This is a genomic window from Variovorax sp. YR216 (assembly GCF_900107745.1).
Classification (GTDB): Bacteria; Pseudomonadota; Gammaproteobacteria; order Burkholderiales; family Burkholderiaceae_C; genus Variovorax.
The window spans coordinates 13,288-38,210 of record NZ_FNRO01000010.1 but is presented as its reverse complement, the minus strand read 5'-3'; the positions used below and the strand labels follow the sequence as shown (position 1 = coordinate 38,210).

22 protein-coding genes are annotated in these 24,923 nt (G+C 67.8%); 14 read left to right on the top strand and 8 right to left on the bottom strand.

Features of this window, described 5'->3' with window-relative positions; translation table 11 throughout:
- Positions 1-31 precede the first annotated feature (31 nt).
- The 4 genes from BLW05_RS22455 to BLW05_RS22440 are packed head-to-tail and all read left to right on the top strand — an operon-like array spanning position 32 to position 5,692.
- On the top strand, positions 32-1,663 hold the full coding sequence (locus BLW05_RS22455) for a carboxylesterase/lipase family protein (protein WP_093165785.1): 1,632 nt from the start codon (positions 32-34) through the stop codon (positions 1,661-1,663).
- 9 nt (positions 1,664-1,672) lie between these two features.
- Positions 1,673-3,574 (top strand): TRAP transporter large permease, encoded by a 1,902-nt coding sequence (locus BLW05_RS22450; protein ID WP_177142776.1) that lies wholly within the window; start codon positions 1,673-1,675, stop codon positions 3,572-3,574.
- 58 nt (positions 3,575-3,632) lie between these two features.
- Positions 3,633-4,661, top strand: a complete 1,029-nt coding sequence (locus BLW05_RS22445) for a TRAP transporter substrate-binding protein (protein WP_093165783.1) — start codon at positions 3,633-3,635, stop codon at positions 4,659-4,661.
- Positions 4,662-4,666: 5 nt separating this feature from the next.
- On the top strand, positions 4,667-5,692 hold the full coding sequence (locus BLW05_RS22440; protein WP_093165782.1) for a Gfo/Idh/MocA family protein: 1,026 nt from the start codon (positions 4,667-4,669) through the stop codon (positions 5,690-5,692).
- A 17-nt stretch (positions 5,693-5,709) separates the two neighbouring features.
- Here BLW05_RS22440 and BLW05_RS22435 read toward each other — a convergent pair whose 3' ends face one another.
- Entirely contained in the window at positions 5,710-6,600 is an 891-nt protein-coding gene (locus tag BLW05_RS22435) for a helix-turn-helix domain-containing protein (RefSeq protein WP_093165781.1), read from the bottom strand.
- A gap of 112 nt (positions 6,601-6,712) precedes the next feature.
- Between BLW05_RS22435 and BLW05_RS22430 the strand changes: the two genes are divergently transcribed.
- The 3 genes from BLW05_RS22430 to BLW05_RS22420 are packed head-to-tail and all read left to right on the top strand — an operon-like array spanning position 6,713 to position 9,673.
- Complete coding sequence (locus BLW05_RS22430) at positions 6,713-7,546, top strand: SDR family NAD(P)-dependent oxidoreductase (RefSeq protein ID WP_093165780.1); 834 nt, start codon at positions 6,713-6,715, stop codon at positions 7,544-7,546.
- A 22-nt stretch (positions 7,547-7,568) separates the two neighbouring features.
- Positions 7,569-9,326, top strand: coding sequence for an FAD-dependent oxidoreductase (locus BLW05_RS22425; RefSeq protein ID WP_093165779.1), 1,758 nt, complete (start codon positions 7,569-7,571; stop codon positions 9,324-9,326).
- Positions 9,323-9,673, top strand: a complete 351-nt coding sequence (locus BLW05_RS22420) for an NIPSNAP family protein (RefSeq protein ID WP_093165778.1) — start codon at positions 9,323-9,325, stop codon at positions 9,671-9,673. The genes BLW05_RS22425 and BLW05_RS22420 overlap by 4 nt, the downstream gene beginning before the upstream one ends.
- Here the strand turns inward: BLW05_RS22420 and BLW05_RS22415 are convergent.
- From BLW05_RS22415 to BLW05_RS22385, 7 genes are read right to left on the bottom strand one after another with little or no spacing between them, the layout of a single operon-like run.
- Positions 9,657-11,249, bottom strand: coding sequence for an acyl CoA:acetate/3-ketoacid CoA transferase (locus BLW05_RS22415; RefSeq protein ID WP_093165777.1), 1,593 nt, complete (start codon positions 11,247-11,249; stop codon positions 9,657-9,659). The genes BLW05_RS22420 and BLW05_RS22415 overlap by 17 nt on opposite strands.
- An 11-nt stretch (positions 11,250-11,260) precedes the next feature.
- On the bottom strand, positions 11,261-12,421 hold the full coding sequence (locus BLW05_RS22410) for an acyl-CoA dehydrogenase family protein (RefSeq protein ID WP_093165776.1): 1,161 nt from the start codon (positions 12,419-12,421) through the stop codon (positions 11,261-11,263).
- Between the two features lie 38 nt (positions 12,422-12,459).
- Complete coding sequence (locus BLW05_RS22405) at positions 12,460-13,278, bottom strand: sugar phosphate isomerase/epimerase family protein (protein WP_093165775.1); 819 nt, start codon at positions 13,276-13,278, stop codon at positions 12,460-12,462.
- Between the two features lie 9 nt (positions 13,279-13,287).
- The gene (locus tag BLW05_RS22400; protein WP_093165774.1) at positions 13,288-13,914 is read right to left on the bottom strand and encodes an NIPSNAP family protein; all 627 of its coding nucleotides are present in this window, start codon (positions 13,912-13,914) and stop codon (positions 13,288-13,290) included.
- Positions 13,899-15,734, bottom strand: coding sequence for an FAD-dependent oxidoreductase (locus tag BLW05_RS22395; RefSeq protein ID WP_093165773.1), 1,836 nt, complete (start codon positions 15,732-15,734; stop codon positions 13,899-13,901). The genes BLW05_RS22400 and BLW05_RS22395 overlap by 16 nt, the downstream gene beginning before the upstream one ends.
- 14 nt (positions 15,735-15,748) lie before the next feature.
- On the bottom strand, positions 15,749-16,579 hold the full coding sequence (locus BLW05_RS22390; protein WP_093165772.1) for an IclR family transcriptional regulator: 831 nt from the start codon (positions 16,577-16,579) through the stop codon (positions 15,749-15,751).
- Positions 16,576-17,655 (bottom strand): Gfo/Idh/MocA family protein, encoded by a 1,080-nt coding sequence (locus tag BLW05_RS22385; protein ID WP_093165771.1) that lies wholly within the window; start codon positions 17,653-17,655, stop codon positions 16,576-16,578. Before BLW05_RS22385 ends, BLW05_RS22390 begins: the two co-directional genes overlap by 4 nt.
- A gap of 133 nt (positions 17,656-17,788) precedes the next feature.
- Here BLW05_RS22385 and BLW05_RS22380 point away from each other — a divergent pair, with 133 nt between their 5' ends.
- The 7 genes from BLW05_RS22380 to BLW05_RS22350 all read left to right on the top strand — a co-directional run bounded on the left by BLW05_RS22380 (position 17,789) and on the right by BLW05_RS22350 (position 24,858).
- Positions 17,789-18,589, top strand: a complete 801-nt coding sequence (locus tag BLW05_RS22380) for a shikimate dehydrogenase family protein (RefSeq protein ID WP_093165770.1) — start codon at positions 17,789-17,791, stop codon at positions 18,587-18,589.
- A 1-nt stretch (position 18,590) separates the two neighbouring features.
- A complete protein-coding gene (locus BLW05_RS22375) occupies positions 18,591-20,363 on the top strand; it encodes an FAD-dependent oxidoreductase (protein ID WP_093165769.1) in 1,773 nt (590 codons plus the stop codon).
- Positions 20,364-20,623: 260 nt separating this feature from the next.
- Positions 20,624-21,427 carry an SDR family NAD(P)-dependent oxidoreductase gene (locus BLW05_RS22370; protein WP_093165768.1) on the top strand — a complete coding sequence of 268 codons (804 nt, stop codon included), beginning with the start codon at positions 20,624-20,626 and terminating at the stop codon, positions 21,425-21,427.
- 19 nt (positions 21,428-21,446) lie between these two features.
- The gene (locus BLW05_RS22365) at positions 21,447-22,298 is read left to right on the top strand and encodes a branched-chain amino acid ABC transporter permease (protein ID WP_093165767.1); all 852 of its coding nucleotides are present in this window, start codon (positions 21,447-21,449) and stop codon (positions 22,296-22,298) included.
- A gap of 142 nt (positions 22,299-22,440) precedes the next feature.
- Positions 22,441-23,421: a branched-chain amino acid ABC transporter permease gene (locus tag BLW05_RS22360; protein WP_093165766.1), complete on the top strand. Its 981-nt coding sequence runs from the start codon at positions 22,441-22,443 to the stop codon at positions 23,419-23,421.
- 13 nt (positions 23,422-23,434) lie between these two features.
- Entirely contained in the window at positions 23,435-24,154 is a 720-nt protein-coding gene (locus BLW05_RS22355) for an ABC transporter ATP-binding protein (protein WP_093165765.1), read from the top strand.
- Positions 24,154-24,858: an ABC transporter ATP-binding protein gene (locus tag BLW05_RS22350; RefSeq protein WP_093165764.1), complete on the top strand. Its 705-nt coding sequence runs from the start codon at positions 24,154-24,156 to the stop codon at positions 24,856-24,858. Before BLW05_RS22355 ends, BLW05_RS22350 begins: the two co-directional genes overlap by 1 nt.
- The last annotated feature ends 65 nt before the right edge of the window (positions 24,859-24,923 follow it).

The following is a 24,923-nucleotide window of genomic DNA, read 5'->3' as shown; positions in this document are numbered from 1 at the left end:
GCTTTCCTCTTCCCTAGCAACAGGATTCAGCATGCGCACCCTTCTCCTGACGGCCGCGACCGTTCTCGCTCTGGCCGGGCCGCTGCACGCGCAGGTCGTCGACAGACCCGTCCCCGGTGACCCGTTGCAGATCGATTCCGGCAAGGTGGCAGGCAAGGTGCTGGCATCGGGCGTGAAAGCGTACTTCGGCGTCCCGTTCGCCGCGCCGCCGGTGCGCGAACTGCGCTGGCGCGATCCCCAGCCCGTCAAGCCATGGAAGGGTGTCTACAACGCCGACCGGAAGGCGCCGGAGTGCATCCAGGTCCTGCGCCGCAAGAACATCAATCACTACTTCGGCGAAGAGGCCACGAACGAGGACTGCCTCTACCTCAACGTTTGGGAGCCCGCCCATGCGAAGCCGGGTGCAAAGCTGCCCGTCGTCGTGTTCATCTACGGCGGCGGCTACTCGCTCGGCTCCAGCGGCTCCGCGCTCTATGACGGCGAGAACGTCGCGAAGCGCGGTGCGGTGTTCGTCAACTTCAACTACCGCCTCGGCATCCTCGGCAACATGGCGCACCCGGAGCTGACGGCCGAGTCGTCGCACGGCAGCTCGGGCAACTATGGCTTCCTCGATCAGGTGGCAGCACTGCAATGGGTCCAGCGCAACATCGCGCGTTTTGGAGGCGATCCGCACAACGTGACGATCTCCGGGCAGTCCGCAGGCGCGTCCTCGGTATCGGCCCACACTGCAAGCCCGCTCTCGAAGGGCCTGTTCCATCGCGCCTTCGCGATGAGCGGCACCTTCATGGACCCCGGCCGCCCGCTGATCGGCCGCATGGAGGCCGAGAAGATCGGACTTGAAGTGCAGAAGGCATCCGGTGCCACCACGCTGGCCGAGATGCGCAATCTTCCGGCCGACAAGGTGCTCGAACTGCAGAAGGACTGCCAACTTGGCTGCGCGGGAACGATCACCGTGCCGGTGATCGTCGACGGCTACTTCCTGCCGGACTCCGTGCCGAACATCTATGCGGCCGGCAAGCAGAACGACGTACCGATCTTGGACGGATTTACGCGGGACGAAAGTTCCAATGCGCTTCGCACGGCGGCCACTCTCGACGAGTACAAGACCACCGCGAAGAAGCTGTTCGGTGAGAAGTCCGAGCGCTTCCTGCAGATCTATCCCGCCTCGACCGATGCCGAAGCGAAGGCCATGGGCAAGATCGCAGCGCGCGAGGGCTTGATCGAGCTGGGCGCGAACAGTTGGGCAGTGGCCCAGAGCCGTACCGGGAAGTCGCCGTTCTACATGTACATGTTCTCGCGCGTGCATCCCTTCGCGCCGGGCGTGACCTTCTACGACAACCCTGCCGCGATCGGGGCGTACCACACCTCGGACCTGCCCTACTTCTTCGACACGCTCGATGCGTTCAATCTCTTCCGAACGACCCGCGAGTGGACGCCCCTCGACCGCGAGCTTTCGGCACGCATGATGGACAGCCTGCTCGCCTTTGCGCGCACCGGCAACCCCGCAACGCGCGCCACACCATGGCCGCGCTGGACTTCCGAGCAGCCGCAGCTCGTCGAGTTCGGCGAAGACACGCGCGTGATCTCGGAAAGCCGCGAGCGGATGGCCTTCCACACGCCCGAGACGCTGACATCGTCGACGCCAAGACTTTCGCGGGACTGAATGAACAACATGAAAACTGCAGCAGTCGCAAGTCCGGGGCACCCGATGACGGGCCACGATGCGACCGCCGCGCTCGATGCGCCCCACCAGAGGTTCCCGCCAGGGGTGGAACGGACCTTCGACGTGATCCTCGCGGTGGTGCTTCTGCTGGAGCTGGTGCTCCTGTTCGGCAACACCGCCATTCGCGCGCTCTTCAATACCTCGCTGGTGTGGGCGAACGAAGTGGCCGAGTATTCCCTCACCAGCCTCGCCTTCATCGGCGGCGCCCTGGCCTATCACCGCGGGCAGCATCTGGTCGTGCGCTTTGCGATCGACCGGCTTCCCGGCAGCTGGCGCGAGTTTGTCGAGTGCGCCCGCCACTACTTCGTGATCGCCGTGGCGGTCATCGGCCTTTGCTACGCCCTTCCGATGTGGCAGGAGTCATGGACGCACCTGACGGTCGTGCTGCAGATCCCCAAGTCCTGGACACTGCTGCCGTTCTTCATCGGCATGGCGCTCACTGTCGTCTTTGCGCTGGCGGAATTGCGCCGGCACTCCAGGAAAGAGAACGCCGTCGCCGCGGCAGTCGTCGCCGTGCTGACCCTTGTCTGGTACGCCGCGCAGTACTGGACCGGCCCCTGGACGGGCGCGCCGGGGATCGGGTTCGCCCTCCTCCTGCTGCTGTTCCTCGTGTTCGCCGGCGTCCCGATCGCCTATGTGCTGGCGATCACCGCCTATCTCTTCATCTACAGCTCGGGCGAAGACATGATGGCGGTCTCCCTGGCGATGTCCAACGGCATCAGCAGCTTCATCCTGCTCGCGGTGCCGTTCTTCATTCTTGCGGGCAACGTGATGACCGACGGCGGCCTGACCAAGCCGCTGGCCGACTGGGTCACCGCGATGGTGGGACGCATGCGCGGCGGCCTCTTGCAGGCGCTCATCGTGGCGATGTACATCTTCTCGGGCATCTCGGGGTCGAAGATCGCCGATGTGGCAGCCGTGGGCACCACGCTCAAGGGCATGCTCAAGGAACAGGGCTACGACCCCGCGGAAAGCGGCGCCGTGCTGGCGGCCGCCGGCGTCATGGGCGAGACCATTCCGCCCAGCCTCGTGATGATGGTGCTGGCTTCAATCACCACGCTCTCGGTCGCGACATTCTTCGTCGCCGGGGTGGTGCCTGCTGCGCTGCTGGGCATCTGCATCATGTTCATCGTCAACCGGCGCGCCAGGAAGTTCGACTGGCCGCGCTGCGCCGCGATCAGCGTCTCCGAGAAGGCCGGGCTCAGCGTGCGGGCGCTGCCGGCGCTGCTGGTTCCCGTCATCCTGATCATCGGCATCGTCGGCGGCATCGCGACCACGACGGAGGTGTCATCGATCGCGGTGGTCTTCTCGATCCTCGTCTCGGTGTTCATCTACCGCGGCATGAGCTTCAAGTCGTTCATCACCACGCTGGCGGAGTCCGCCGCGATGTCCGGCATGGTGCTGTTCATGGTCAGTGCCGGTGCCGCCTTCTCCTGGACCCTGGCACTCAGCGGCTTGCAGGCGGTGGTGACGGACTTCCTCGCGCTGCTGGGCGGGTCGGCCTTCGCGTTCGTGACCTTCTCGATCGTGCTGATGGTGGTGATGGGGTCCATCCTGGAAGGCATGCCGTCGCTGCTGATCTTCGGGCCGATGCTGCTGCAGCTGACCAAGAACTACGGCGTCGATCCGATGGCATTCGGCATCGTCGTGATCATCGCCATGGGCATCGGCACCTTCATTCCGCCTTTCGGCGTCTGCTACTTCGTCACCTGCTCGGTGATGGACACCTCGGTCGAGCGCATGACGCCGCGCTTCCTGCCCTACCTGGTGGTCCTGCTGATCGGCCTGGTGCTCATCGCCCTCTTCCCGGCCATCAGCCTGGCGCTGCCGCACGCATTCAACCTTCATTGAGCCCGCCGCGCGCGCTCGGCATTCAATCCACAACCATCACAACCTTGGAGACTTCAGCATGAATCATTCGAAACGTTTTCTCTTGGCCGCCACGGCCTTCGCGGCCCTGTGCTGCGCCGTATCGCCGGCGCTCGCGCAGAACAAGTTCGTCCTGAAGCTCGCGCATTCGGACTCGGTCGACCTGAGCACCTCGCGCAAGGCGGTGATGGCCGACACCTTCGCCAAGGAGGTCAAGGCGAAGAGCAACGGACGAATCGACGTCCAGATCTTCGGCGCCGGCGCGCTCGGCGGCGAGCGCGAGCTGGTCGAAGGCGTCAAGAACGGGTTCATCCAGGCGGGCCTCGCGTCCGGCGTGGTGGCCAACTTCTATCCGAGCGCGATGGTCACGGACATCCCGTACCTGTTTCCCAGCAACGACGTCGCCGACCAGGTGATGGACGGACCCTTCGGCCAGAAGCTCTCGGAGAACTTCACGGCGGCCACGGGCATGCACAACCTCTGCTTCGGCGAAGTGGGCTTCCGCCACTTCAGCACCGGCAAGACGCCGGTTCACTCGCCGAAGGACCTGAACGGGTTGAAGATCCGCGTGCAGGAGACGCCTGTGTACGTGACCGAAATGAAGGCACTTGGCGCCATCCCGACGCCGATCGCGTTCCCCGAGACCTACACCGCGCTTCAGACGGGCGTGGTGGACGGCCAGGAGAACCCGGTGCCCACGGTCATCTTCGCCAAGCTCTACGAGGTGCAGAAGCACGTGACGCTCGATGGTCACAACTACGGCGTGGACTGGTTCGTCATGAGCGACAAGTTCTACAAGTCGCTGCCGCCGGATCTGCTCAAGGTGGTCAACGATGCGGCGAAGGTCGCCTGCGCGGCCGAACGCAAGGCGAACCGCGAATTCACCGCGAACGGCAACAAGATCCTGGTCGAGAAGGGCGTGACGGTGTACACACCAACGGCCGCGGAGATCGACCAGTTCCGCGCCGCCGCGCAGCCGCCGGTCGTCGAGTTCCTGAAGACCAAGATCGATCCGAAGCTGATCGACAGCATCCAGGCGGCGGTCAAGGAAGCCAACCCCAAGAAGTAGGAAGCATGAGCTCGACCATTCGTTGGGGCGTGCTCGGTGCGGCCGCCATCGCGGTCGGCCGCACGATGCCCGCACTCAAGGAGGCGCCCAGCGCAACCCTGTCGGCCCTGGCTTCGCGCGATCTCGAAAAAGGACGTGCGGCCGCGCAGAGCCTGGGTATCCCGAAGGTGTACGGCAGCTATGACGCGTTGCTCACCGACCCCGAAATCGACGCGGTGTATGTCCCGCTGCCCAATCAACTGCACTTCGAGTGGTCGATGCGCGCGATGCAGGCGGGCAAGCATGTGCTCTGCGAAAAGCCGCTTGCGATCAGCTCGGAGCAGATCAGGCAACTGTGCGCCGAACGCGATCGCAGCGGCAGGCACATCGAGGAGGGTTTCGCCTTCCGCAACCATCCGCAATGGGCCAGGCTGGACGAGATCATCGCTTCTGGCGTGATCGGCGATGTGCGGTCCGTGCACGTCACGCTCGCCAAGCAGTTCCTCGATCCCGCCGATGTGCGCAACGATCCGGCCGCGGGCGGCGGGGCCCTGTACGACCTGGGTTCCTACGCCATCAGCGCCTGCAACCTGGTGTTCAAGCGGCCGCCCCGGCGTGTGGTGGCCGCACTTGATCGCGACCCGGCCTTCGGCATCGATCGGCTGACCAGCGGACTGCTCGACTATGGCGACCGTCACGCGATGTTCACGGTGGGAACGCAAGCCGGGTCCGACGCATGGGGAACCCACCAGCAGTTCTCGGTGCTCGGGTCGCAGGGCTGGGCGCGGATGAACTTCGGCTTTGCGCACGCCCGCCCGACCGCATGCCAGCTGGAGGTCGGCGACGCCACCAGCGTGGGCGCATTTCCGACGCAGACCTTTGCCTTCGAGCCGGTCAATCACTACCTTCTTCAGGTGGAGCGGTTCTCCAGGCTCCTGCTGGGCCAATCCGTTCCGAGCTGGCCCATCGAGGACGCATTGCAGACGCTGCGCACGGTCGAGGCCCTCTTTGCGTCGGCGCGTACCGACGCCTGGGTCGCGGTCGCCGACTGACCGGCCGCGACTTCAGCTCACGGCATCGCTGTACGCGCGCGAGACCGGAACTCGCGCGGCGTGAGCCCGGTGTGCTTGCGGAAGAAGCGGCCGAAATACGCTTCGTCGACGAAGCCCAGGTCGCTCGCGAGCCGCTTGATGCTGACGTCGGTGTAGACCAGCTCGCGCTGCGCCTCGTGCACCAGCCGCGCGTGCAGCACCGCCAGGCTGGATGTCCCGAGCACTTCGCGGCACAGCCGCGTGAGCTGCCCCGGCGTGATGCCGAGCTCGGAGGCGTAGTCCTGCAGCGGCATGTGCTGCTTGAATCGCGCATCGACCAGCGCGCGGAACTTCTGGATCTGCCCGTGCTTGCGTGAATCGCGCAGCACCGGCGTGGCTGCATCGACCTGTCGCAGCCGCGCCACCTGCACCATCAGCGCGGTGATCAGCGACAGCGCCGCCGCGACCTGCCCGATCGAGCTTCGCCGCGATTCGCGTTCGATCGCGAGGAAGATCGGCATCAGCGCGTCCATCGCCTCGTCCTGCGATGCGAGCGACATCACGAGCGGCTTGCGGATGCTCTCGACGAGATCGGGCATGACCACCTGCGCCAGCGATTCGAGCGGCCGCTGCGCCGCGGTGACCACCGGTCCGTCGGTGTCGGGCGCGAAGTGGAATCCATGCACGGTTTGTGCAGGAATCAGGATCAGGCACGGCGCGCGTTCGCTGATCCGCGCATGGTCGAGCTGCACATCGGCAGCGCCCTCGCGCAGCAGGAGGATCTGCACGAAGGCGTCATGCGTGTGGGGCTGGATCTCCCAGTTGTAGCGCTTGGAACGTACAGGGATCCATTCGAAATCGAAGGTCGACTGCCAGCTCGGCTGTGCCTGATCGCCATAGAGCGAGTAGTTCGGAATGACTCTTGGCATGTGGGCAAGGCGCGGACGGGAAGGCCGGAATTGTCCTGTTGTTGGCATGAATCGTCAAACCGCTGCCAAGGGGTGCGCCGAACAATGAAGCCGTAGACCCAAGGAGACATTCATGACGACAACACATCCTTTCGGCAACGCATGGCTGGCGCTCGAAGACCAGGTCGCAGTGGTGACCGGCGCGGCCAGTGGCATCGGCGCGGCGGTCGCCCGATCGCTGGGCGATGCGGGCGCGAAGGTCGCACTGCTCGACCTGGACGGCAAGGGCGCTGAAACGGTCGCCGCGCAGTTGCGTTCGCAGGGACGAAGCGCCATCGGCATCGAGTGCGACATCGCCAGCGAGGGCAGCATCGGCAAGGCCGCGCAGCGCGTGGCCGACGAATTCGGCGCCTGCAGCGTGCTGGTCAACAACGCGGGCATGCTGCGCGCGGGCGACCTGGCGGACGTGAGCCTCGAGGCGTGGAACCAGGTGCTGGCCGTCAACCTCACCGGCTACCTGCTGTGCGCGCGCGCCTTCTCGAAGCCGATGCGCGACGCGCGGCGCGGCAGCATCGTGAACGTGGCTTCGATCTCGGCGCTGCATCCTCAGACCGGCAGCGGCGCCTACAGCGCGAGCAAGGCCGGCGTGCTGCTGATGTCGCGGCAGATGGCCGTGGAGTGGGGTCCGCTGGGCGTTCGCAGCAATGCGATCTGCCCCGGCATGATCCGCACCGCGCTCTCCTCCACCTTCTACGAGGAGCCCGGCTTCGAGGCGCGGCGCGCACAGGTGACCGCGAGCCGCCGCATCGGCGAGCCGCAGGACATCGCCGACGCCGCCCTCTTCCTCGCGAGCCCCCGTTCGGCGTATGTGAATGGCGCCGAACTCGTGGTGGACGGCGGCATGTCCAGCATGTTGATGGACATGGTGCCCCGCCCCGGCTTCAACCGCACGCCGGCTGCCGCCTGAACCCCTCCAAGGAGACACAGTCATGACCCACGAAACCGAATGCGATCTGCTGGTGGTCGGTTCCGGCGCAGCCGGGCTGGCCTGCGCGATCACCGCGAAGAAGCGCGGCCTCGATGTGATGGTGATCGAGAAGGAGCCCGTCTTCGGCGGCACCACGGCCCTGTCGGGCGGCGTGCTGTGGATCCCGCTGGCGCCGCATGGCCGTAAGCAGAATCCGGCCGACACCCGCGAGGCGGTGCGCGAATACCTCATGCAGGAGACGGGCCGCTTCTTCGACGCAGCCGCCGTCGACACCTTTCTAGACAACGGACCGAAGATGGTGGAGTTCTTCGAGCGCGAGACCGCCATGCAGTTCGTGCCGACGCTCTACCCCGACTATCACTGCGACGAGCCCGGCGGTGCGCAGATCGGCCGCTCGATCCTCGCTGCACCGTACGACATCCGCGGCCTCGGCGGGGACATGCAGCGGCTGAAGCCGCCGTTGAAGACCATCACCTTCATCGGGATGATGTTCAACTCGTCCAACGCGGACCTCAAGCATTTCTTCCGCGCCACGAAATCGCTCACCTCCTTCCTCTATGTCGCCCGGCGGCTGGCCACGCACATGAAGGAACTGCTGCTCTATCGTCGCGGCATCAACGTCACCAGCGGCAACGCGCTGGCCGCGCGGCTGGCCAAGTCGGCGCTCGACCTCGGCATCCCGATCGAGACCTCGACGCCCGCGCGCAAGGTGTTGATCGAAGACGGCCACGCGGTCGGTTTGCAGGTCGAAGGGCCCAACGGCAAGCGCACCATTCGCGCGCGGCGCGGCGTGGTGCTCGCCTGCGGTGGCTTCCCGCATGACGTACAGCGCATCGCCAAGGCGTATCCGCATGTGGCACGCGGCGGTGAGCACCTCTCGCCCACGCCGGTCGGCAACACCGGCGACGGCGTCGCGATGGCGGAAGCCGCCGGCGGCACCGCCGACATCCGCTTCGCCGACAGCGCAGCCTGGATGCCGGTGTCGCGCGTGCCCTATGCGAACGGCGAGTTCGGTGTGTTCCCCCATTTGCTCGACCGCTACAAGCCCGGCGTCATCGGCGTGCTGCGAAGCGGCAAGCGCTTCACCAACGAGTCGAACTCGTACCACGATGTCGGCGCCGCGATGATCCGCGCGTGCGCAGGCCAGAAGGAAACCGCGATGTGGCTGGTGGTCGCCAAGACCGCGCTCGCGAAGTACGGCCTCGGCTACGTGAAGCCCGCGCCGATGCCGATCGGGCCGCACCTGCGCAGCGGTTACCTGATCAAGGGCCGCACGCTGGCCGAGCTCGCGCAGCGCGCAGGCATCGACCCGGCGGGACTGGAAGCCACCGTGCGCGCGTACAACGCGGGCGGTGCTGCCCAAGGCAAGGACCCGGCCTTCGACCGCGGCCGCACTGCGTTCAACCGCTATCTGGCGGACCCCGAACACCGGCCCAACCCGTGCGTGGCGCCGATCGAAACCGGGCCGTTCTATGCGGTGAAGGTGGTGATGGGCGACCTCGGCACCTTCGACGGCATCCGCACGAGCGCGGTCGGTGAAGTGCTCAAGCGCGACGGCTCGCCAATCGCCGGCCTCTACGCCGTCGGCAACGACCGCGCGAGCATGATGGGCGGCAACTATCCGGGGGCCGGGATCACGCACGGGCCGAACATGACCTTCGCGTACGTCACGGCCAACCACGTCGCGGACCTGGCTGCCAGGCCCAGCGCAGCGGCATCCGAGGCCACCGACACCCGCCACCTGGAACCCGTTGCATGAACGCCATCGCCAGACCGCTCATCGACCATCGCATCTACACCATCGCGCTGCGCAAGATGCCGGAATTCCTCGATGTCTTCGACCGGCTCGCGATGCCCATCCTGCTGCAGACGCTCGGCCATCCGGTCGGCTTCTACACGAGCCTCATCGGCCCGCAGAACCAGTTCGTGCATCTGTGGGCCTACGAGAGCCTGGCCGACTACGAGGCCCGCAGCCGGGCCCGCGACTCGCATCCGGATTTCCCCGCGTACCTGCAGGCCTCGGCGCACCTGATCACGGCCCAGGAGACGCGGCTCGTTCGCGCTGCGGATCTCCCGAGCGTCGGAAGCCTCAGCCCGCAGCGCTGAAGAAGCGCGCCGGCATCACCGCGAGGTCCTTTGCAACGCGGGGCGCAAAGCCCATTTCGGCGAGCACGTCGCGTTCCAGGTCGATGCCGGGCGCGATCTCGAAAAGCTCCACACCCCCGGGCGTCAGCCGGAAGCTCGCGCGTTCGGTGAGGTAGAGCACTTCCTGCCCGCGAACGATCGACTGCGGGCCGCTGAAGGTGATCTGGTCCACGCGCTGCACCAGCTTCTTCACGGCGCCCTGCTGCATCACGCGCAGGGTGCCGCCGCCGGTGGCGAGCTTCACGCCCTTGGCCGCGAAGGTGCCGCAGAAGACCACCTTGCGCGCGTTCTGCGCGATGTCGATGAAGCCGCCCGGCCCGACGGTGAAGCCGCCCAAGCGCGAGACGTTGACACTGCCTTCCTCGTCGAACTCGCCGAAGCCGAGGAAGGCGATGTCGAGCCCGCCGCCCGCGTAGAAGTCGAACTGCGTCGCGGCGTCCAGCATGGCGCTCGCGTTGCGCGCATAGCCGAACAGTTCGCCATCCATCAGGAGGCCGCCGTAGGTGCCGTGCTCGATGGTCTGGTAGATGCGGCCGCTGTCGCCGCGCAGGGCGACGAGCCGCGCCACCGCGTCGGGCACGCCGACACCATAGTTGACGACCGGGCGCGCCTTGCCGGTGTTGAACAGTTCCTCGGCCGCACGGCGCGCCACGGCCTGGCGCTCCCCGAAGGCCTCGGCGGACGCGGCCTTTTCCATCGCGTGGTCGGTGGCTTCGCTGTCAAGGCGCGATGCGCCGGTGAGTTCGCCGGAGAACGCCGGATCGAACGGAATCGCGTAGCTGGTGGCCTGCGCCGGATCGACCACGATCGCATCGACCCAGGCCGACGGAATGCGCACCTCGCGCGCCTTGAGCGACCCGTTGGGCACCCGCTCCTTCACCTGCACGATCACCTTGCCGCCGCTGTTGCGCGCGGCCAGTGCGAGCGATTGCGCATCGAGGTTGGCCGCCTCGTGTTCGAAGCTGATGTTGCCGTCCTCGTCGGCCGCGCTCGCACGCACCAGCGCCACGTGGATCGGGAACGGCTTGTAGCGCAGGTATTCGCGGCCATCCATCTGCACGACTTCGGCGAGGTCCTCGCGCGCCGAGGCATTCATGCGTCCGCCGCCCTGGCGCGGGTCGCACACGGTGCCGATCCCGACATGCGTGAAGAGCCCCGGCCTTCCGGCGCCGATCTCGCGCATGAGCTGGCTGGAGACGCCACCCGGCAGGATGTAGGCCTCGATCTTTTCTTCTTCCGCGAGTCGCTGCATCGCCGGCGACCAGACCCAGTGGCCGCCGATCACGCGCTTCACCAGCCCTTCGTGCGCGAAGCAGTTCATCCCCTTGGTCTTCTTATCGCCGATGCCCAGCGCGTGCATCACGGTGAGTGCGCGCGGCGACTGCGTTTCGAGAAACCGTGCCTGCACGGCTTCGAAAAGATGCGTGGCTTCCATCAGGCCGCCGCCGCCGCCCATCAGGCCCACCGTGTCGCCATCGCAGATCAGCGCGGCGGCCTCGCGCGCCGTCATGAACTTGCCGCTGTTCGAATGTGTCATCGCCGTGGCTCCTAGCGATGAACATCGAAGAGCGCAGCGCCCTTCTTGATGACGCTCTTGGCGATCACGCCGCGATGGATCTCGCTGGTGCCGTCGAAGATGCGATAGATGCGCGCATCACGGTAGTAACGCTCGATCGGCAGCTCCTTGCAGAAGCCCATGCCACCGAAGACCTGCACCGCACGATCGACCACACGGCCCAGTGTTTCAGCCGCATGCACCTTGACCATGGCGATCTGCTCGCGCGCATCGAAGCCCTGGTCGAGCATCCACGCGGCGTGATAGACCATCCAGCGCGCGGCGTTGATCTCGATCACGCTGTCGGCCAGCATCTGCTGGACCATCTGGAAGTCGCCGATCCGCTGGCCGAACTGCTGGCGGTCATTGGCATAGGCAGTCATCAGCTCCAGCACATGCGTCGCCTTGCCGACGGCGCGTGCGCCGACCTGCGCGAGACGCACCACGTTGAGTGCACCCATCGCGAGCTTGAAGCCCTGGCCGCGCTCGCCGAGCAACGCAGCGTCTTCCAGTTGCACGTTGTCGAAGAAGAGTTCCAGGTGCGGCGTGCCGCGGATTCCCATCATCTTCTGGTCCTTGCCGACGCTGAAGCCCGCGAGGCCCTTGTCGACCATGAACATCGAGATCTCCTTCTCGCCGGTCTTCGCCGACACGAGGAAGAAGTCGCTCCATTCGCCGTCGCTGATGAAGTGCTTGCCGCCGTTGAGCACCCAGCCGGTGCCGGTCTTCTTCGCGTGGGTGCGGATGCCGGCCGCGTCCGACCCGGCGCCGGGCTCGGTGATCGCGATCGCGCAGGTGCGCTTTCCCGCGACCGCGGGTTCGAGCCATCGCGCGACCTGCTCGCCGCGGCAATGCAGCAGCGGCTCGTAGACGTTGCCGAAAGCGCGGCGGATCAGGTAGTCGGTGGTATGGCCGAACTGCTCTTCGCACAGGATGCGATCGAGGTTCGACAACCCGCCGCCGCCGAGCTCGGCCGGCATGTTCAGCGCGTAGAGGCCGAGCGCCTTCGCCTTCTCGTGGATCGTGGTGGCGGTGTCTCGATCGATGTGGCCGTCGTTCTCGAGCCGGTCCTCCAGCGGACGAAGCTCCTCGGCGATGAAGCGCCGCAAGGTGTCGATCATCATCTTCTGCTCGTCGTTGAGCGCGAAATCCATAACTTGTCTCTCGATCTGTCTATAGGGGTTGGGTGGACTCAGGCGATGAACGGGTGGCTGGCCTCGAGGCACTGGCGTGCCCATTCGGCAGGGTCCATGGCGCGCATGCGGTCGAGGTGCACCACCTCCACGCTCACGGGCAGGTCGGCCGGCAGCGCCGCAAAGAGGCCGGCGAGGTCGATGTCGCCTTCGCCGGGTTGCAGGCGGGCGCAGCGCGCGGTGTGGATCATTTCCTCGACCGTGAAGTCACGGCCCTGCCGCGCGCGACCCGGCGCGTCGCAGATCTGCGCGTAGTGCAGCAGTTGCCGCGGCAACGCGCGGATGTCCTCCAGCGTGGTGGCCGAGCGGTCGAAGTGCAGCGCGTCGACGAGGATGCCGGCGTTCGACGGCATGCCGGCAGCCTCGATGACCGACAGTGCTGCGCGTGCGTGCGGCACGGCGGTCCAGGGCATGAATTCGAGGTCGGCCGTCATGCCGTAGGGCTTCATCAGCTCGCACAGGCGCGCGTAGCCGTCGGCGAGGCGCGTTGCATTGGCATCGTCGCCCGCCACGAGCACCGCGCGTGCGCCAAGCGCCGCACCGGCATCGAGGAGCGGCCGATAGTCCAGCGGCTCGAAGCCCTCGTTGATGCGGATGATCTCCAGGTCGAACACGCCGACACCGGTGTCGCGCAGCAGCGCCACGGTTTCGCGCATCGCCTCGGGTTTGTCGATCAGATGCTGCTGAGGCGCACCGGGCGCATTGGGCAGCAGGCGCAGGCCCACGTGCGCATAGCCGAGCCGGGCCGCGATGCGCACCGCCTCTTGCGGCGTGGCATCGCATGCGGTGAGATACGCCATCGAAAGAACACGGGACATCACTGCTCCTTACTTCAGCGGCGAGACGGCCGTCGGCAGCGCGATCGTCGAGACCATGTCGGTGGTGAGCCACGCCGGCCCGCCCTTGGGCGGCCAGATGCCCTGCGCGACCGCATCGGCGCGTGCCTTGCTGCGCGCATCCAGCGAGGGATAGGCCCAGATGTTGGTGAAGCGCGGCGCGCCATCGAGCGCGACCATCGCGATGACGCACGGCGACAGCTTCTCGCGTGCGGGCAGGTACTCGGCCCACAGCTCGCTGGTCTTGCTCACGCCGCCGGGCTTGATGCCGTAGGTGCGGATCTCGTAGACCGGGCCGGCGATGCCGGATTCGGCGCTCGGCCGCACCGGCTTCATCCAGTCGAAGGCGCGGTAGCTCGCGAGTTCGAGGCGCTGGTAGAGCTCGCCGCAGCCGAAGGGGCTGGCGCTGGCAAGGGTGCGCTGTCGCGCGGCATCGAGCGCCGAGCGGTCCTCGAAGCCGCGCAGCACGATCATCTGGTTCAGCACGCCGATGTCGCTGGTCCAGCACGCCAGCAGTTCGCCGCCCGCGCCGGGCGCGTTCGCGAAGGCTTGCACCTGTTGCGCGGCCTGCGCGGCGGTGCCGAAGGGCAGGGTCAGAGTGGCTATCTCGTAGTACATGCGATGGATTCCTCGAAGAGTGGGTCGGGCGTGGAGACGGTTGGGATTGACGCCGGCGCGGAGGGCCGGCGATCGGCGGAAGTGAGCGTCGCGCCTGCGGCGTCGTGCGCGGCGATCCAGGCGAAGGTCATGGCGGGGCCGAGCGTGATGCCGCCGCTCGGGTAGTGGCCGCCCATCACGCTGGCCATGTCGTTGCCGGCCGCGTAGAGGCCGGCGATCGGCGCGCCATGCCGGTCGAGCACGCGCGCGTTCGCGTCGACACGCAATCCCGCGAAGGTGCCGAGGCTGCCGGCGACGACCTTCACGGCATGGAAGGGGCCGCGCTCGATCGGCGCCATGCAAGGATTCGCGAAACCAGTGCGCGCTTCGCCCTGTACCCGGTTGTAGGGCGTCTCGCCTTTTGCGAAATCTTCGTCGCGGCCCTGCCGGGCCTGCGCGTTGTAGCGCTCGACGGTGCCGGCCAGGGCCGCTGCGTCGATGCCGCACGCCGCAGCCAGTTCGTCCAGCGTGCGACCGCGCTTGAGATAGCCGTTCGCCAGCATTCGGCGTTGAGGGATCGGCGCAGGCTTGACGGCGCCGAGGCCGAAGCGGCGGATGAACCGGGCGTCGCAGATCAGCCAGGCCTCGACTGGCTCGCCGGCCGGTGTGGCGGCTATGAGTCCGCGCATGAAGTCGTGATAGGAGTCGGCCTCGTTGACGAAGCGGCGCCCGTCGCGACGCACGGCGATCAAGCCCGGCTTGGCGCGTTCGATCAGGTGCGGGAAGTGCGCGACCGAACCGTCGCCACGCGGCACCAGCGACACCGGTGCGAGCGCTGCGGCCTGCGCGAGATCGCCGGCGACATGGCCGCCCACCGACTCCCCCAGGCGCAGTCCGTCGCCCGTATTGCCGCGCGATGCGGCCGACCAGTGCTCTCGGCCGGTGGGTGCGTGCGGCAACAGCGCCTTCAGGCGTTCGGTGTCATGCGGAAATCCGCCGCATGCGAGGACGACGCCGCGCGATGCTTCGATGCGCACACGGCCCGCTGGCGACTCGACCATCGCGCCCACCACGCGCTCGCCACGACGCAACAGGCGGTGCGCCGCATGATCGACGAAGACCTGCACGCCGGCCTCGAAGGCCGATGCCGCGAGCGCACCGGTGAGCGCATTGCCATTGACCAGCCGGAGCCCGCGTCCATGCAGCAGGCGATCGCGGGCATAGGCGGCGAGGCGTTTCGCGACGTACCACGCGGAACGCGGCGACGTGCTCGCATCGAGGAAGTGCCGCAGCTCCCGCCCGGACGCGATGCCCATGCCCCAGAGCGTGGTCTCGGGCAACGGCGGCTTGATCTGGTGGATGCGCTCGCCGAGCCGCCGCGCGTCGAAGGGCGCTGCGCAGACCGAGCGCCCGCCCGTCGCGGCCTCGGGCGTGCGTCCATGGAAGTCGGGAACCGCATTGCCGTCGATGAACTGCAGTGCCGTGTGGCGCCGGAAGAAATCCACCATGCGCGGGCCGTTTTCGAGGAAGGCGCGCGCGCGCGCTTCGTCGAACTGCGCGCCAAGCTCGTGGCGCAGGTAGGCCAGCGGCCGCGCCATGTCTTCCTCGATGCCCGCGGCGCAGGCCAGCGGATTGCGCGGGATCCACATCCAGCCGCCGGACCACGCGGTGGTTCCGCCGAGCCGGGATTCTTTCTCCACGACGATGACCGAGAGGCCCAGGTGCGCGGCAGTGACCGCCGAGGCCAGGCCTCCGGCGCCGGAGCCGACGACAAGCAGATCGCACGCGAGGGTGGCCGAAGAACGGGGCGTGGAATCGTGAGGGTCTGTGTCGTCGGGCATCGTCGGAAGTGCCGCTACGCGGCGTAGATCGGCAATCGGCCGGACTTGCGTCCGCCGCTGCCGGAGTGGGCGCCCTGGAAGAAGGGCGAGGCGCCGCTCGCGGCGGCCATCTGGTCGCAGATCGAGAGCAGCTCGGGCGCGAGCGCGTGCATGCGCTCCTCGGTGAATCGCACCGTGGGTCCGGCGATCGTGATGACGCCGATCGGCGGCCGGTTTGCGAGGCGCACCGGCGCGGCCATCGCGTTGAGGCCCGCGGTGAAGGTTTCGACGGTCACGCTGTAGCCGCGTTCGCGCGTGGCATGCACCATGGCCATCATTTCCTGCATGGTGCGCGGTGCGTTGGGCCCGTATTCGTCAGGCTGGCCGATGCCCTGCCGGGAGGCGAGCGTCATCGCCTCGTCGTCGCTGAGGCCGGCCAACCATGCGAGGCCCGACGAGGAGCACGAAAGGCGCGCGTCACTGCCCATGTCGGGGTCGTAGCGCAGGCCCTGCCGCGCGCCCTGCGCGCGCGCAACCCATGTCAGCCGCTCGCCATCGACGACCGACAGGCGCACGAGTTCGCCAGAGATCTCGGCCAGCCGGTCGAGCAGCGGCTGCGAGAAGTCCACGATGCCGCTCTGGCTCAGGAACGACAGGCCGACCGACACCAGCTTGGTGGTCAGCATGTAGTCGCCGTGATCGCGCAACTGGCGCACGTAGCCGACGCGGATCAGGTCGTTCAGCAGGCGGTGTGCCGCGCTGCGCGGCATGTTGAGCCGGTCGGCGACGGCCGCGAGTTCGAGGCCTTCTCCGTGCTGGGACAGCAGCTCGAGAATGCCCAGTGTTCTTTCCATGACGCCGCTCATGATTCGTTCCTTCCTTCGTTGACGGGAAGGACCAGCGTATCCGAAGCGCGGGGCGCCCTGGCCGCGGCTTCGAGCACCGCGCGAGTCGCGGCCAATGTGCGCATGCCGTCGAGCGCGCTGCACAGGGAATCGGTTTCGCGGCCGTCGACGAGGTCGGCGAAATGTGCGAGCTGCCGCTCGTACGGATCGCCCGGGTGCACCACGCTCTGTTCGCGGGTGAGCTCCTCGTGCCAGCCGCGAGCGCCCTTGTAGTGCCACAGCGCGAGGTCGGGCAGCGAGAGCGAGCCGTGTGTGCCGGCAATGAAGTGCGACTGCACCGCCTGCCGCGGATATGCGGGCGATTCGCCGGCGCAGAAGTCCCAGCACCAGGGGGCCGCGGCTGCGTCCGAGACGATCACCGTACCGATCGCGCCGCTGCCGAATCGCAGCACGGCCGCCGCGCTGTCCTCGACGTCGAAGCCGCGCACGGCATGGCTGTCCGCCGCCTGCACCGATTCGATCTCGCCGACCAGGAAGCGCAGCAGGTCGATGTCGTGAATGAGGTTGATCAGCACAGGCCCGCCGCCGGGCTGGCGTCGCCATGCGGTCTCGAAGTAGCTGTCGGGCTTGAGGAAGGTCGCGAGCGCATTGACCGCAACGATGCGACCCAGCCGTCCGCCGGCAACGATCTCTCGCGCGCGCCGGATCACCGGGTTGTGACGGCGGTGGTGGCCGACCAGCACTGGCACGCGGTGTCGGGCTTCAGCCTCGACGAGCCGCTTCGCATCGGCCACGGTGTCGGCCACCGGCTTTTCGACCAGCACGGCGACACCCTCGGCGAGGCAGTCAAGCGCGAGCGACACGTGGGCCGCGTTCGGAGTCGCCACGATCGCACCGGCCGGTCGCACCGCTTCGAGCAACGCGCGGTGGTCCGCGAACCAGGGCACGCCGGCAATCTGCGCCGCTGCGCGGCCCGCTTCCGTCGGGTCGGCAATGCCGGCGAGCGCGACGCGATCGCTGCGCTGCAGCCGATCGAGATGCGTGCGGCCGATGGCGCCGGCGCCGAACAAGGCGATGGGGGTCTTTCGATGGTCCATGGTTGTCTCCGGCCAAATTCTAGAGATTTTCTGAATCAAATTCAACACTTGAATTGCATTCCATTTTTGACTACTATTTCGCCATCGGCCCGCACACGGCACGCGGACAGACACAACCAGGAGACGGATCGACATGTCGGAAGAGCTTTTGTTGAACGGTGCAACCCGCGTCCACTACATCGTGGGCGACCCCATCGCACAGGTGAAATCGCCGGGCGACGTGAGCCGCGCCTTCGCCGCCCGCGGACTCAATGCGATGGTGATGCCCGCCCATGTGGCCCCGGCGGCGCTCGCGCGCTGGCTGGAAGGTGTCTCGCTCGCGCAGAACGTGGATGGCGTCATCGTGACCGTGCCCCACAAGTTCGCGTGCTTCGCGCTCTGCGCCAGTGCGTCCGACCGCGCTCGCTTCCTCGGCGCGGTGAACACGATGCGCCGCAACCCCGATGGCACCTGGCACGGCGACATGTTCGACGGCCTCGGCTATGTCGCCGCGCTACGCGATCGCGACTACGACCCGGCCGGCCGCAAGGCGCTGCTCGTCGGTGCCGGCGGCGCGGGCTCCGCGATCGCGCATGCGCTCGTCATGGCCGGCGTCACCTCGCTCGCCATTCACGATGGCGACACCACGCGCCGCGATGCACTCGTGGCGCGCCTTGCGGGTCAGGGAAAGTGCCCGGTGGTCGCCGGCACCAGCGACCCGGCGGGCTTCGATCTCGTCATCAATGCCTCGCCAGCCGGCATGAAGGAAGGCGATCCGTATCCGATCGACGTCGGGCGCCTCGACCCGAAGACCTTCGTCGGGTGCGTGATCACCGCGCCCGCCATCTCGCCGCTGATCGCCGCGGCGCGCGCGAAGGGCTGCCGCACCGCCACCGGCGCCGACATGTTCGCGCGGGTGCGCGACCTGATGGTCGACTTCCTCGTGGAGCAATGACATGCATCGTATCCAGACCCTCGCTTCGCTGCCGCAGGACGCATCCTTCGACGTGGCGGTGATCGGCGCCGGCGGCGCCGGCATGGCCGCCGCGCTCTTCGCGGCGCTCGAAGGCCAGAAGGTGCTGCTCGTCGAGCGCACATCGCATGTCGGCGGAACCACCGCGCTGTCCGCCGGAACCACCTGGGTGCCCGGCACGCGCCTCGGCGCCGGCGTGAATCCGCAGGACACGATCGCGCAAGCAGCCCGCTACCTCGACAACGCGATCGGCGCCCGCACGCCCGCCGATCTGCGCCAGGCCTTTCTCGACCACGGCGCCGAAGCCATCGACGCGCTGGAAGCGAAGACCGACGTCAGGTTCCGCGCCTGTCCGAAGCACCCCGACTACATCTCCGATCTCGGCGGCTCGACGATCAACGGACGCGCGCTCGAACCGATGCCGTTCGACGGCCGGCTCCTGGGCGAGCTGTTCCCGCTCGTGCGCCCGCCGATCCCCGAATTCACGGTGCTCGGCGGCATGATGGTCGACCGCACCGACATCAACCATCTGCTGGGCATGTCGCGCTCCGCGGCCTCGCTGCGGCACTCGGCGAAGATCCTCGGACGCCACGCCGCCGACCGCTTGCGGCATGCGCGCGGCACACGGCTCGTGATGGGCAACGCGCTCGTCGCGCGGCTGCTGTATTCGCTCGCGCAACGCGACGAAGTCAGCCTCGCGCTCGACACCAGCGTCGAAAGGATCGGCCGAGCGAACGGCGGCATCGAATCGATTGTCCTCAAGCAGGGCGACACGCGCCGGACAGTGCGCATCCACGGCGGCGTCGTGCTGGCCAGCGGGGGCTTCAACCGCGATCCCGCGCGGCGTGAAGCGATGCTGCCGGGCGTCGACATCCAGTGGTGCCCCGGCGCACCCGGCCACACCGGCGAAGCGCACCCGCTCGCGGAGGCGGTCGGCGCGCGCTACGGCGAAGGTGCGATGAGCCCCGCCTTCTGGGCGCCCGTTTCCAAGCGCCGCCGCGCCGACGGCAGCACCGGCGTGTTCCCCCATTTCGTGATGGACCGCGCCAAGCCCGGCATGCTCACGGTGAACCAGGCCGGCGAGCGCTTCGTCAACGAAAGCACCTCGTATCACCTGTTCGGCCTCGCGATGCAGAAGCTGCAGCAGGGCGGCCGCAACAGCGTTCCGGCCTTTCTCATCTGCGACGCCGAGGCATTGCGCAAGTACGGCATCGGCATGGTTCGCCCTGGCGGCAAGGGCCTCGCGCCCTACCTCGCCGACGGCTACCTGGTGCGCGGCGACACGATCGCCTCGCTGGCGGACGCGCTGTCGATCGACCCCGCGAGGCTCGAGGCAACAGTGCGGCGCTTCAACGCGAATGCAAGTCAAGGCATCGACCCCGACTTCCACAGAGGCAGCACCGTCTACTCGCAGAACATCGGCGACGCGAGCTGGCCCGGCCCCAATCCCTGCCTCGGTCCGCTGACCCAGGGCCCCTTCTACGCGGTGCGTCTTTATCCGGGCGACATCGGCGCGGCGACCGGCTTCGCCACAGATTCGAATGCACGCGCGCTCGATGCGAACGGCGCACCGATCGAAGGCCTCTACGCGGTGGGCAACGACATGCACTCGATCATGGGCGGCGTCTACACCGCGCCCGGCATCACGATCGGGCCCGGCATCGTGTTCGCACGGCTTGCCGCGCGCCACGCCGCGCAGCGGGCCGCCCGTGCAGCGCCGCGCGCGGAGCCGGCAGAAGCCCTAGGGAAAACCTGATCGGCCGTGCACGAATTGTCCGGGTGTCGGCCGGAATCGTCGACACACGCGACACCCCCCTCGCAAAGAATTCCGCCATGGATGCGACGCGCGTCGAACACCGCGCAAACCGCATGGCAATTGAGGAAAGAAGGAGACAAGACATGCAGAAGACAGCGGACCACGAGCGCCCGCAGCGCGGCCGGCAGCACCTTGCCGCGGCGTCCCGCGATGCCGGATTCGGCCGGACACCAAACACGCGCCTCGCGGCCGCCTGAGCCATGGCCAACGCATCTCCCCACGCGCTGACCGCGCTGGTGACCGGCGCCGCCGACGGCATCGGCTGGGCGACCGCGGAGCGCTTTGCAGCGGCCGGCTGGCGCGTCGCGCTGCTCGACCTGCGCGACGACGCCGCGCAGGCACGGGCGGCCGCACTCGGCGGCGATCACATCGCCATCGCCTGCGATGTCACCGACGCCACCAGCGTGCGCGCGGCCGTGACGCACGCCGTCGAGCGCTTCGGCCGCATCGACGCGCTCGTCAACAACGCCGGCATCAGCGAACAGAACGCGCCGACGCTCGAGCAGACGCCCGAGGGTTTCGACCGCGTGCTGGCGGTCAACCTGAAGGGCGCGTTCCTCATGACGCAGGCGGTGCTCGCCACGATGCGCTCGCAGGCGCGCGATGCACGCGGCCAGCGCGGCGCGGTCGTCAACCTCGGCTCGATCGCAAGCCTCGCGGGCATCCCCGGCCGCAACGCCTACAGCGCCGCCAAGGCCGGCGTGCTCGGCATGACACGCGCACTCGCCAGCGAATGGGCGCGCGACGGCATCCGCGTCAATGCGGTGGCCCCCGGCTATGTGCGCACCGCGCTCGTGGCCGACCTGGTGCAACGCGGCGCGATCGATGCGCACGCCATCGCCGCGCGCACGCCGCTGGGCCGCATGGCCGAGCCGGCGGAGATCGCCGACGCGATCTTCTTCCTTTCATCGCCGGCTGCGAGCTACGTGACCGGTGCCGTCCTGTCCGCGGATGGCGGCTGGACAGCATTCGGCGCGCCCACCGGCGCGCTGGCCGATATCTGATTCGCAAGGAGACAAGACGATGCTCACCATCAACCTCTTCAACGGCCTGGTCTACGGCGCGCTGCTGATCATCATGTGCTCCGGCCTGGCGCTCATCTATGGCCTGCGGCGCGTGGTCAATTTCGCGCACGGCTCGCTCTACATGCTGGGTGCATACATCGGCTACTCGATCGCGCTGCACAGCAACTTCTGGGTTGCGCTCGTCGCCGCGCCCGCGGTGATGGCCCTGCTTGGCGTGGTGCTCGACCGCTACGGCTTCCGGCTCCTGCAGGACCGCGATCCGCTGACCGTGGTGCTGGTCACCTTCGGCCTGCTCCTCGTGATCGAGGACTTCGTGCAGACCGTCTGGGGCAAGAGCAACCTCACGGTCGACGTGCCCGCGGCGCTCGCGATGTCGGTCAACGTCCTCGGCACGCCGCTGCCCGCCTACCGCATCGGCGTGATCGTGATCGGCGCACTCGTCGCGCTCGGCCTCACGCTGTGGCTACGCCGTTCGAAGGTGGGGCTCTTCGTGCGCGCCGCGAGCACCGATCCGACGACCACCGCGATGCAGGGGGTGAACACCGACCTGCTCAGCGCCGGCGTGGTCGGGCTGGGCACCGCGCTCGCGGGCCTGGCCGGCGTGGTGGCCGCGCCCTTCCTCTCGCTCTCGCCGTCGATGAGCAGCGACGTGATCATCGATTCCTTCGTCGTCGTGGTCGTCGGCGGGCTCGGCTCGCTGGCCGGCGCCTTCGTCGCGGCGATGGCGCTCGGCATGATCCAGGCGCTCGGCGCGGTCTACGTGCCCGACTTCTCCGCGATCCTGCCCTTCGTGATCATGGTCGCGGTGCTGATCTGGAAGCCCTCGGGCTTTGCCGGCAGCAGGACATGAAGGACATGAGGTTCACCCCCAGGCTCCGCGCACTTCGTGTCGCTGCGCCAACCCCCTCTCCGGGGGCGCACCCGGCGGCCCGGCCAAGCCGGTTCCGCGGGTGCCCCACATCAAAAGTCTTTCTTCCCTCTAGGAAACTCGTATGAACATCACTCGGATGGGCTCGAGCGCGGTGGTCGCGCTTGTCGCCGGCGGCCTCGTGGCGGCATTCATCACATCGGGCACCGTTCTCTCGCTGCTCACGCAGGCCGTGATCTACGCTGTCTTCGCCATGGGCGTGGGCCTGCTGTTGCGGCAGAACGGCATGGTGAGTTTCGGCCACGCGCTCTTCTTCGGCGTGTCGGGCTACTCGATGGGGATCATCCTGGAACTCGGGCTGATGCCGGCCGAACTCGCGATCGCGCTCACGCTGCTCGGGGTCGCGGTCGTCGCGTTCGTCGTCGGCCTCGTGATCGTCCGCGTACCGGGCGTTGCCTTCAGCATGCTCACGCTGGCGATCGGGCAGATGGCCTTCCTCACCGCATCGCGGGCCCGGGGCCTGACGGGCGGTGCCGACGGCATGAACATCAACTGGCCGCAAAGCCTGTTCGGGTTGTCGCAATCGCAGTTGCATCAGCCGGCCGTGCTCTTCATCGTGTGCTGGACCGTGCTCGTTCTCGTCACGCTCGCGCTCGCCATGCTGCTGCGCAGCCGCTTCGGCGGCGTGACGGAGGCAGTGCGCGACAACGAGGAGCGCGCGCGCTTCATCGGCGTGCGCACGCTGCTGCCGCGCGCCGCGATCTATGCGCTGTCGGCACTCGTCACCAGCCTCGGCGGCGTGCTCTCGGCGCTGAACACCGGCTTCGTCTCGCCCGAGAGCCTGCACTGGAGCGTGTCGGGCGTCGCGCTGATGATGGTCGTCGTGGGTGGCTACAAGGCCCTGTGGGGCCCCGCTCTCGGCGCGATCGTGTACTTCCTGTTCAAGGATGTGCTCGGCGACTACGCGAACCACTGGATGGCGATCTTCGGCGTGGCGCTGATCACCGTCATCGTCTTCTCGCCCACCGGCATCGCAGGCGCGCTGGGCCGGGTCTTCAAGCCCCGCAAGATCCAGCCCGTCGCGCGCGCCGCGTCCGTCCACTGAAGGGAAATCTGAAATGGTCGACTACGTACTCCAGGCCGACGACGTCGCGATCCACTACGGTGGCGTGAAGGCGGTCGACGGCGTCTCGCTCACCCTCGAACGCGGCCAGATCCGCGGCCTGATCGGGCCCAACGGCGCGGGCAAGTCCACCGTGATCGATGCGATCACCGGTCGCCGCCGCCTCACGCGCGGCAAGGTGATGCTCGGCGGCGAGGACGTCACCGCCTTCGGCGTGGTCGAGCGCCGAGCGCGCGGCCTCTCGCGCAGCTTCCAGCGCACCAGCATCTTCGGGCAGATGAAGGTGCGCCGGCAGGTCGAGCTGGCCTCGCACCGCATGAACCCGAAGGACCACGAAGCGGACGCGCAGGCAGTCCTGCGCGAGCTCGATCTCCTGCATCGCGCCGACGATGTCGCGGAAGACCTCGGCTACGGCGAACAGCGCCGGCTCGATCTCGCGCTTGCGCTCGTGGGGCGGCCGACGGTGCTGCTGCTCGACGAGCCGATGGCCGGCCTGTCGGCGAAGGAATCGCACGACCTCGCCCATCACCTGAAGGCGCTGACCTCGCGCTGGAACGTGTCGGTGCTGCTGGTCGAGCACGACATGGACGTGGTGTTCGGCATCTCCGATGTCGTCACCGTCTTCGAACTTGGCCGTGTGATTGCGCAGGGCGAGCCCACCGCCGTGCGCGCCGATCCGCGCGTGCGTGAAGCCTATCTCGGGAGTGCCGCCTGATGAACCCTCTTCTCGAACTCGACAAGGTCGATGCCTGCTACGGCTCGGCGCACATCCTCCACAAGCTGAGCCTGAAGGTGAACGCCGGCGAGCGCGTCGCGCTGGTGGGCCGCAACGGCGTCGGCAAGACGACGGTGGTCAACACCATCCTGGGCCTGGCCAGCCTGCGCAGCGGCCGTGTCGCACTCGGCGGCCAGGTGCTCGCGCGGCCGCGCCCGTACGTCGCGGCCCAGCACGGCGTGGTGGTCGTTCCGCAGGGGCGGCGCATCGTCGCCAACCTCAGCGTGGAAGAGAACCTGTTGCTGGGCGCCGCGGTCGGCCGCAAGGGCCCGTGGAACGTGCCCGAGGTCTACAAGCTGTTCCCGATCCTCGCCGAGCGCGCGCACACGCCGGGCACTGCGCTTTCCGGCGGGCAGCAGCAGATGCTCGCGGTCGGGCGTGCGCTGATGGCGAACCCCTCGCTGATCCTGCTCGACGAACCGACCGAAGGCCTCGCGCCGGTGATCGTCGACCAGCTCTCGGACATCTTCAATCGCGTGGCGGACCAGGGCACGGCGCTGCTGCTCATCGAGCAGAACATGAGCCTCGTGGTGCGCGTCGCGCGTCGCTACTACGCCATGGCCAAGGGATCGGTCATCGCGCAAGGACAGGTCGAGGCCTCGCGAGAGAGCCTGCACGACCTCGAAGCCCACGTGATGGTCTGACCCCCGACAACTTCCGCACGGCCGCCGGACCGCCTCCGGCCTTTGCTTTGACTTTGATGACTCAG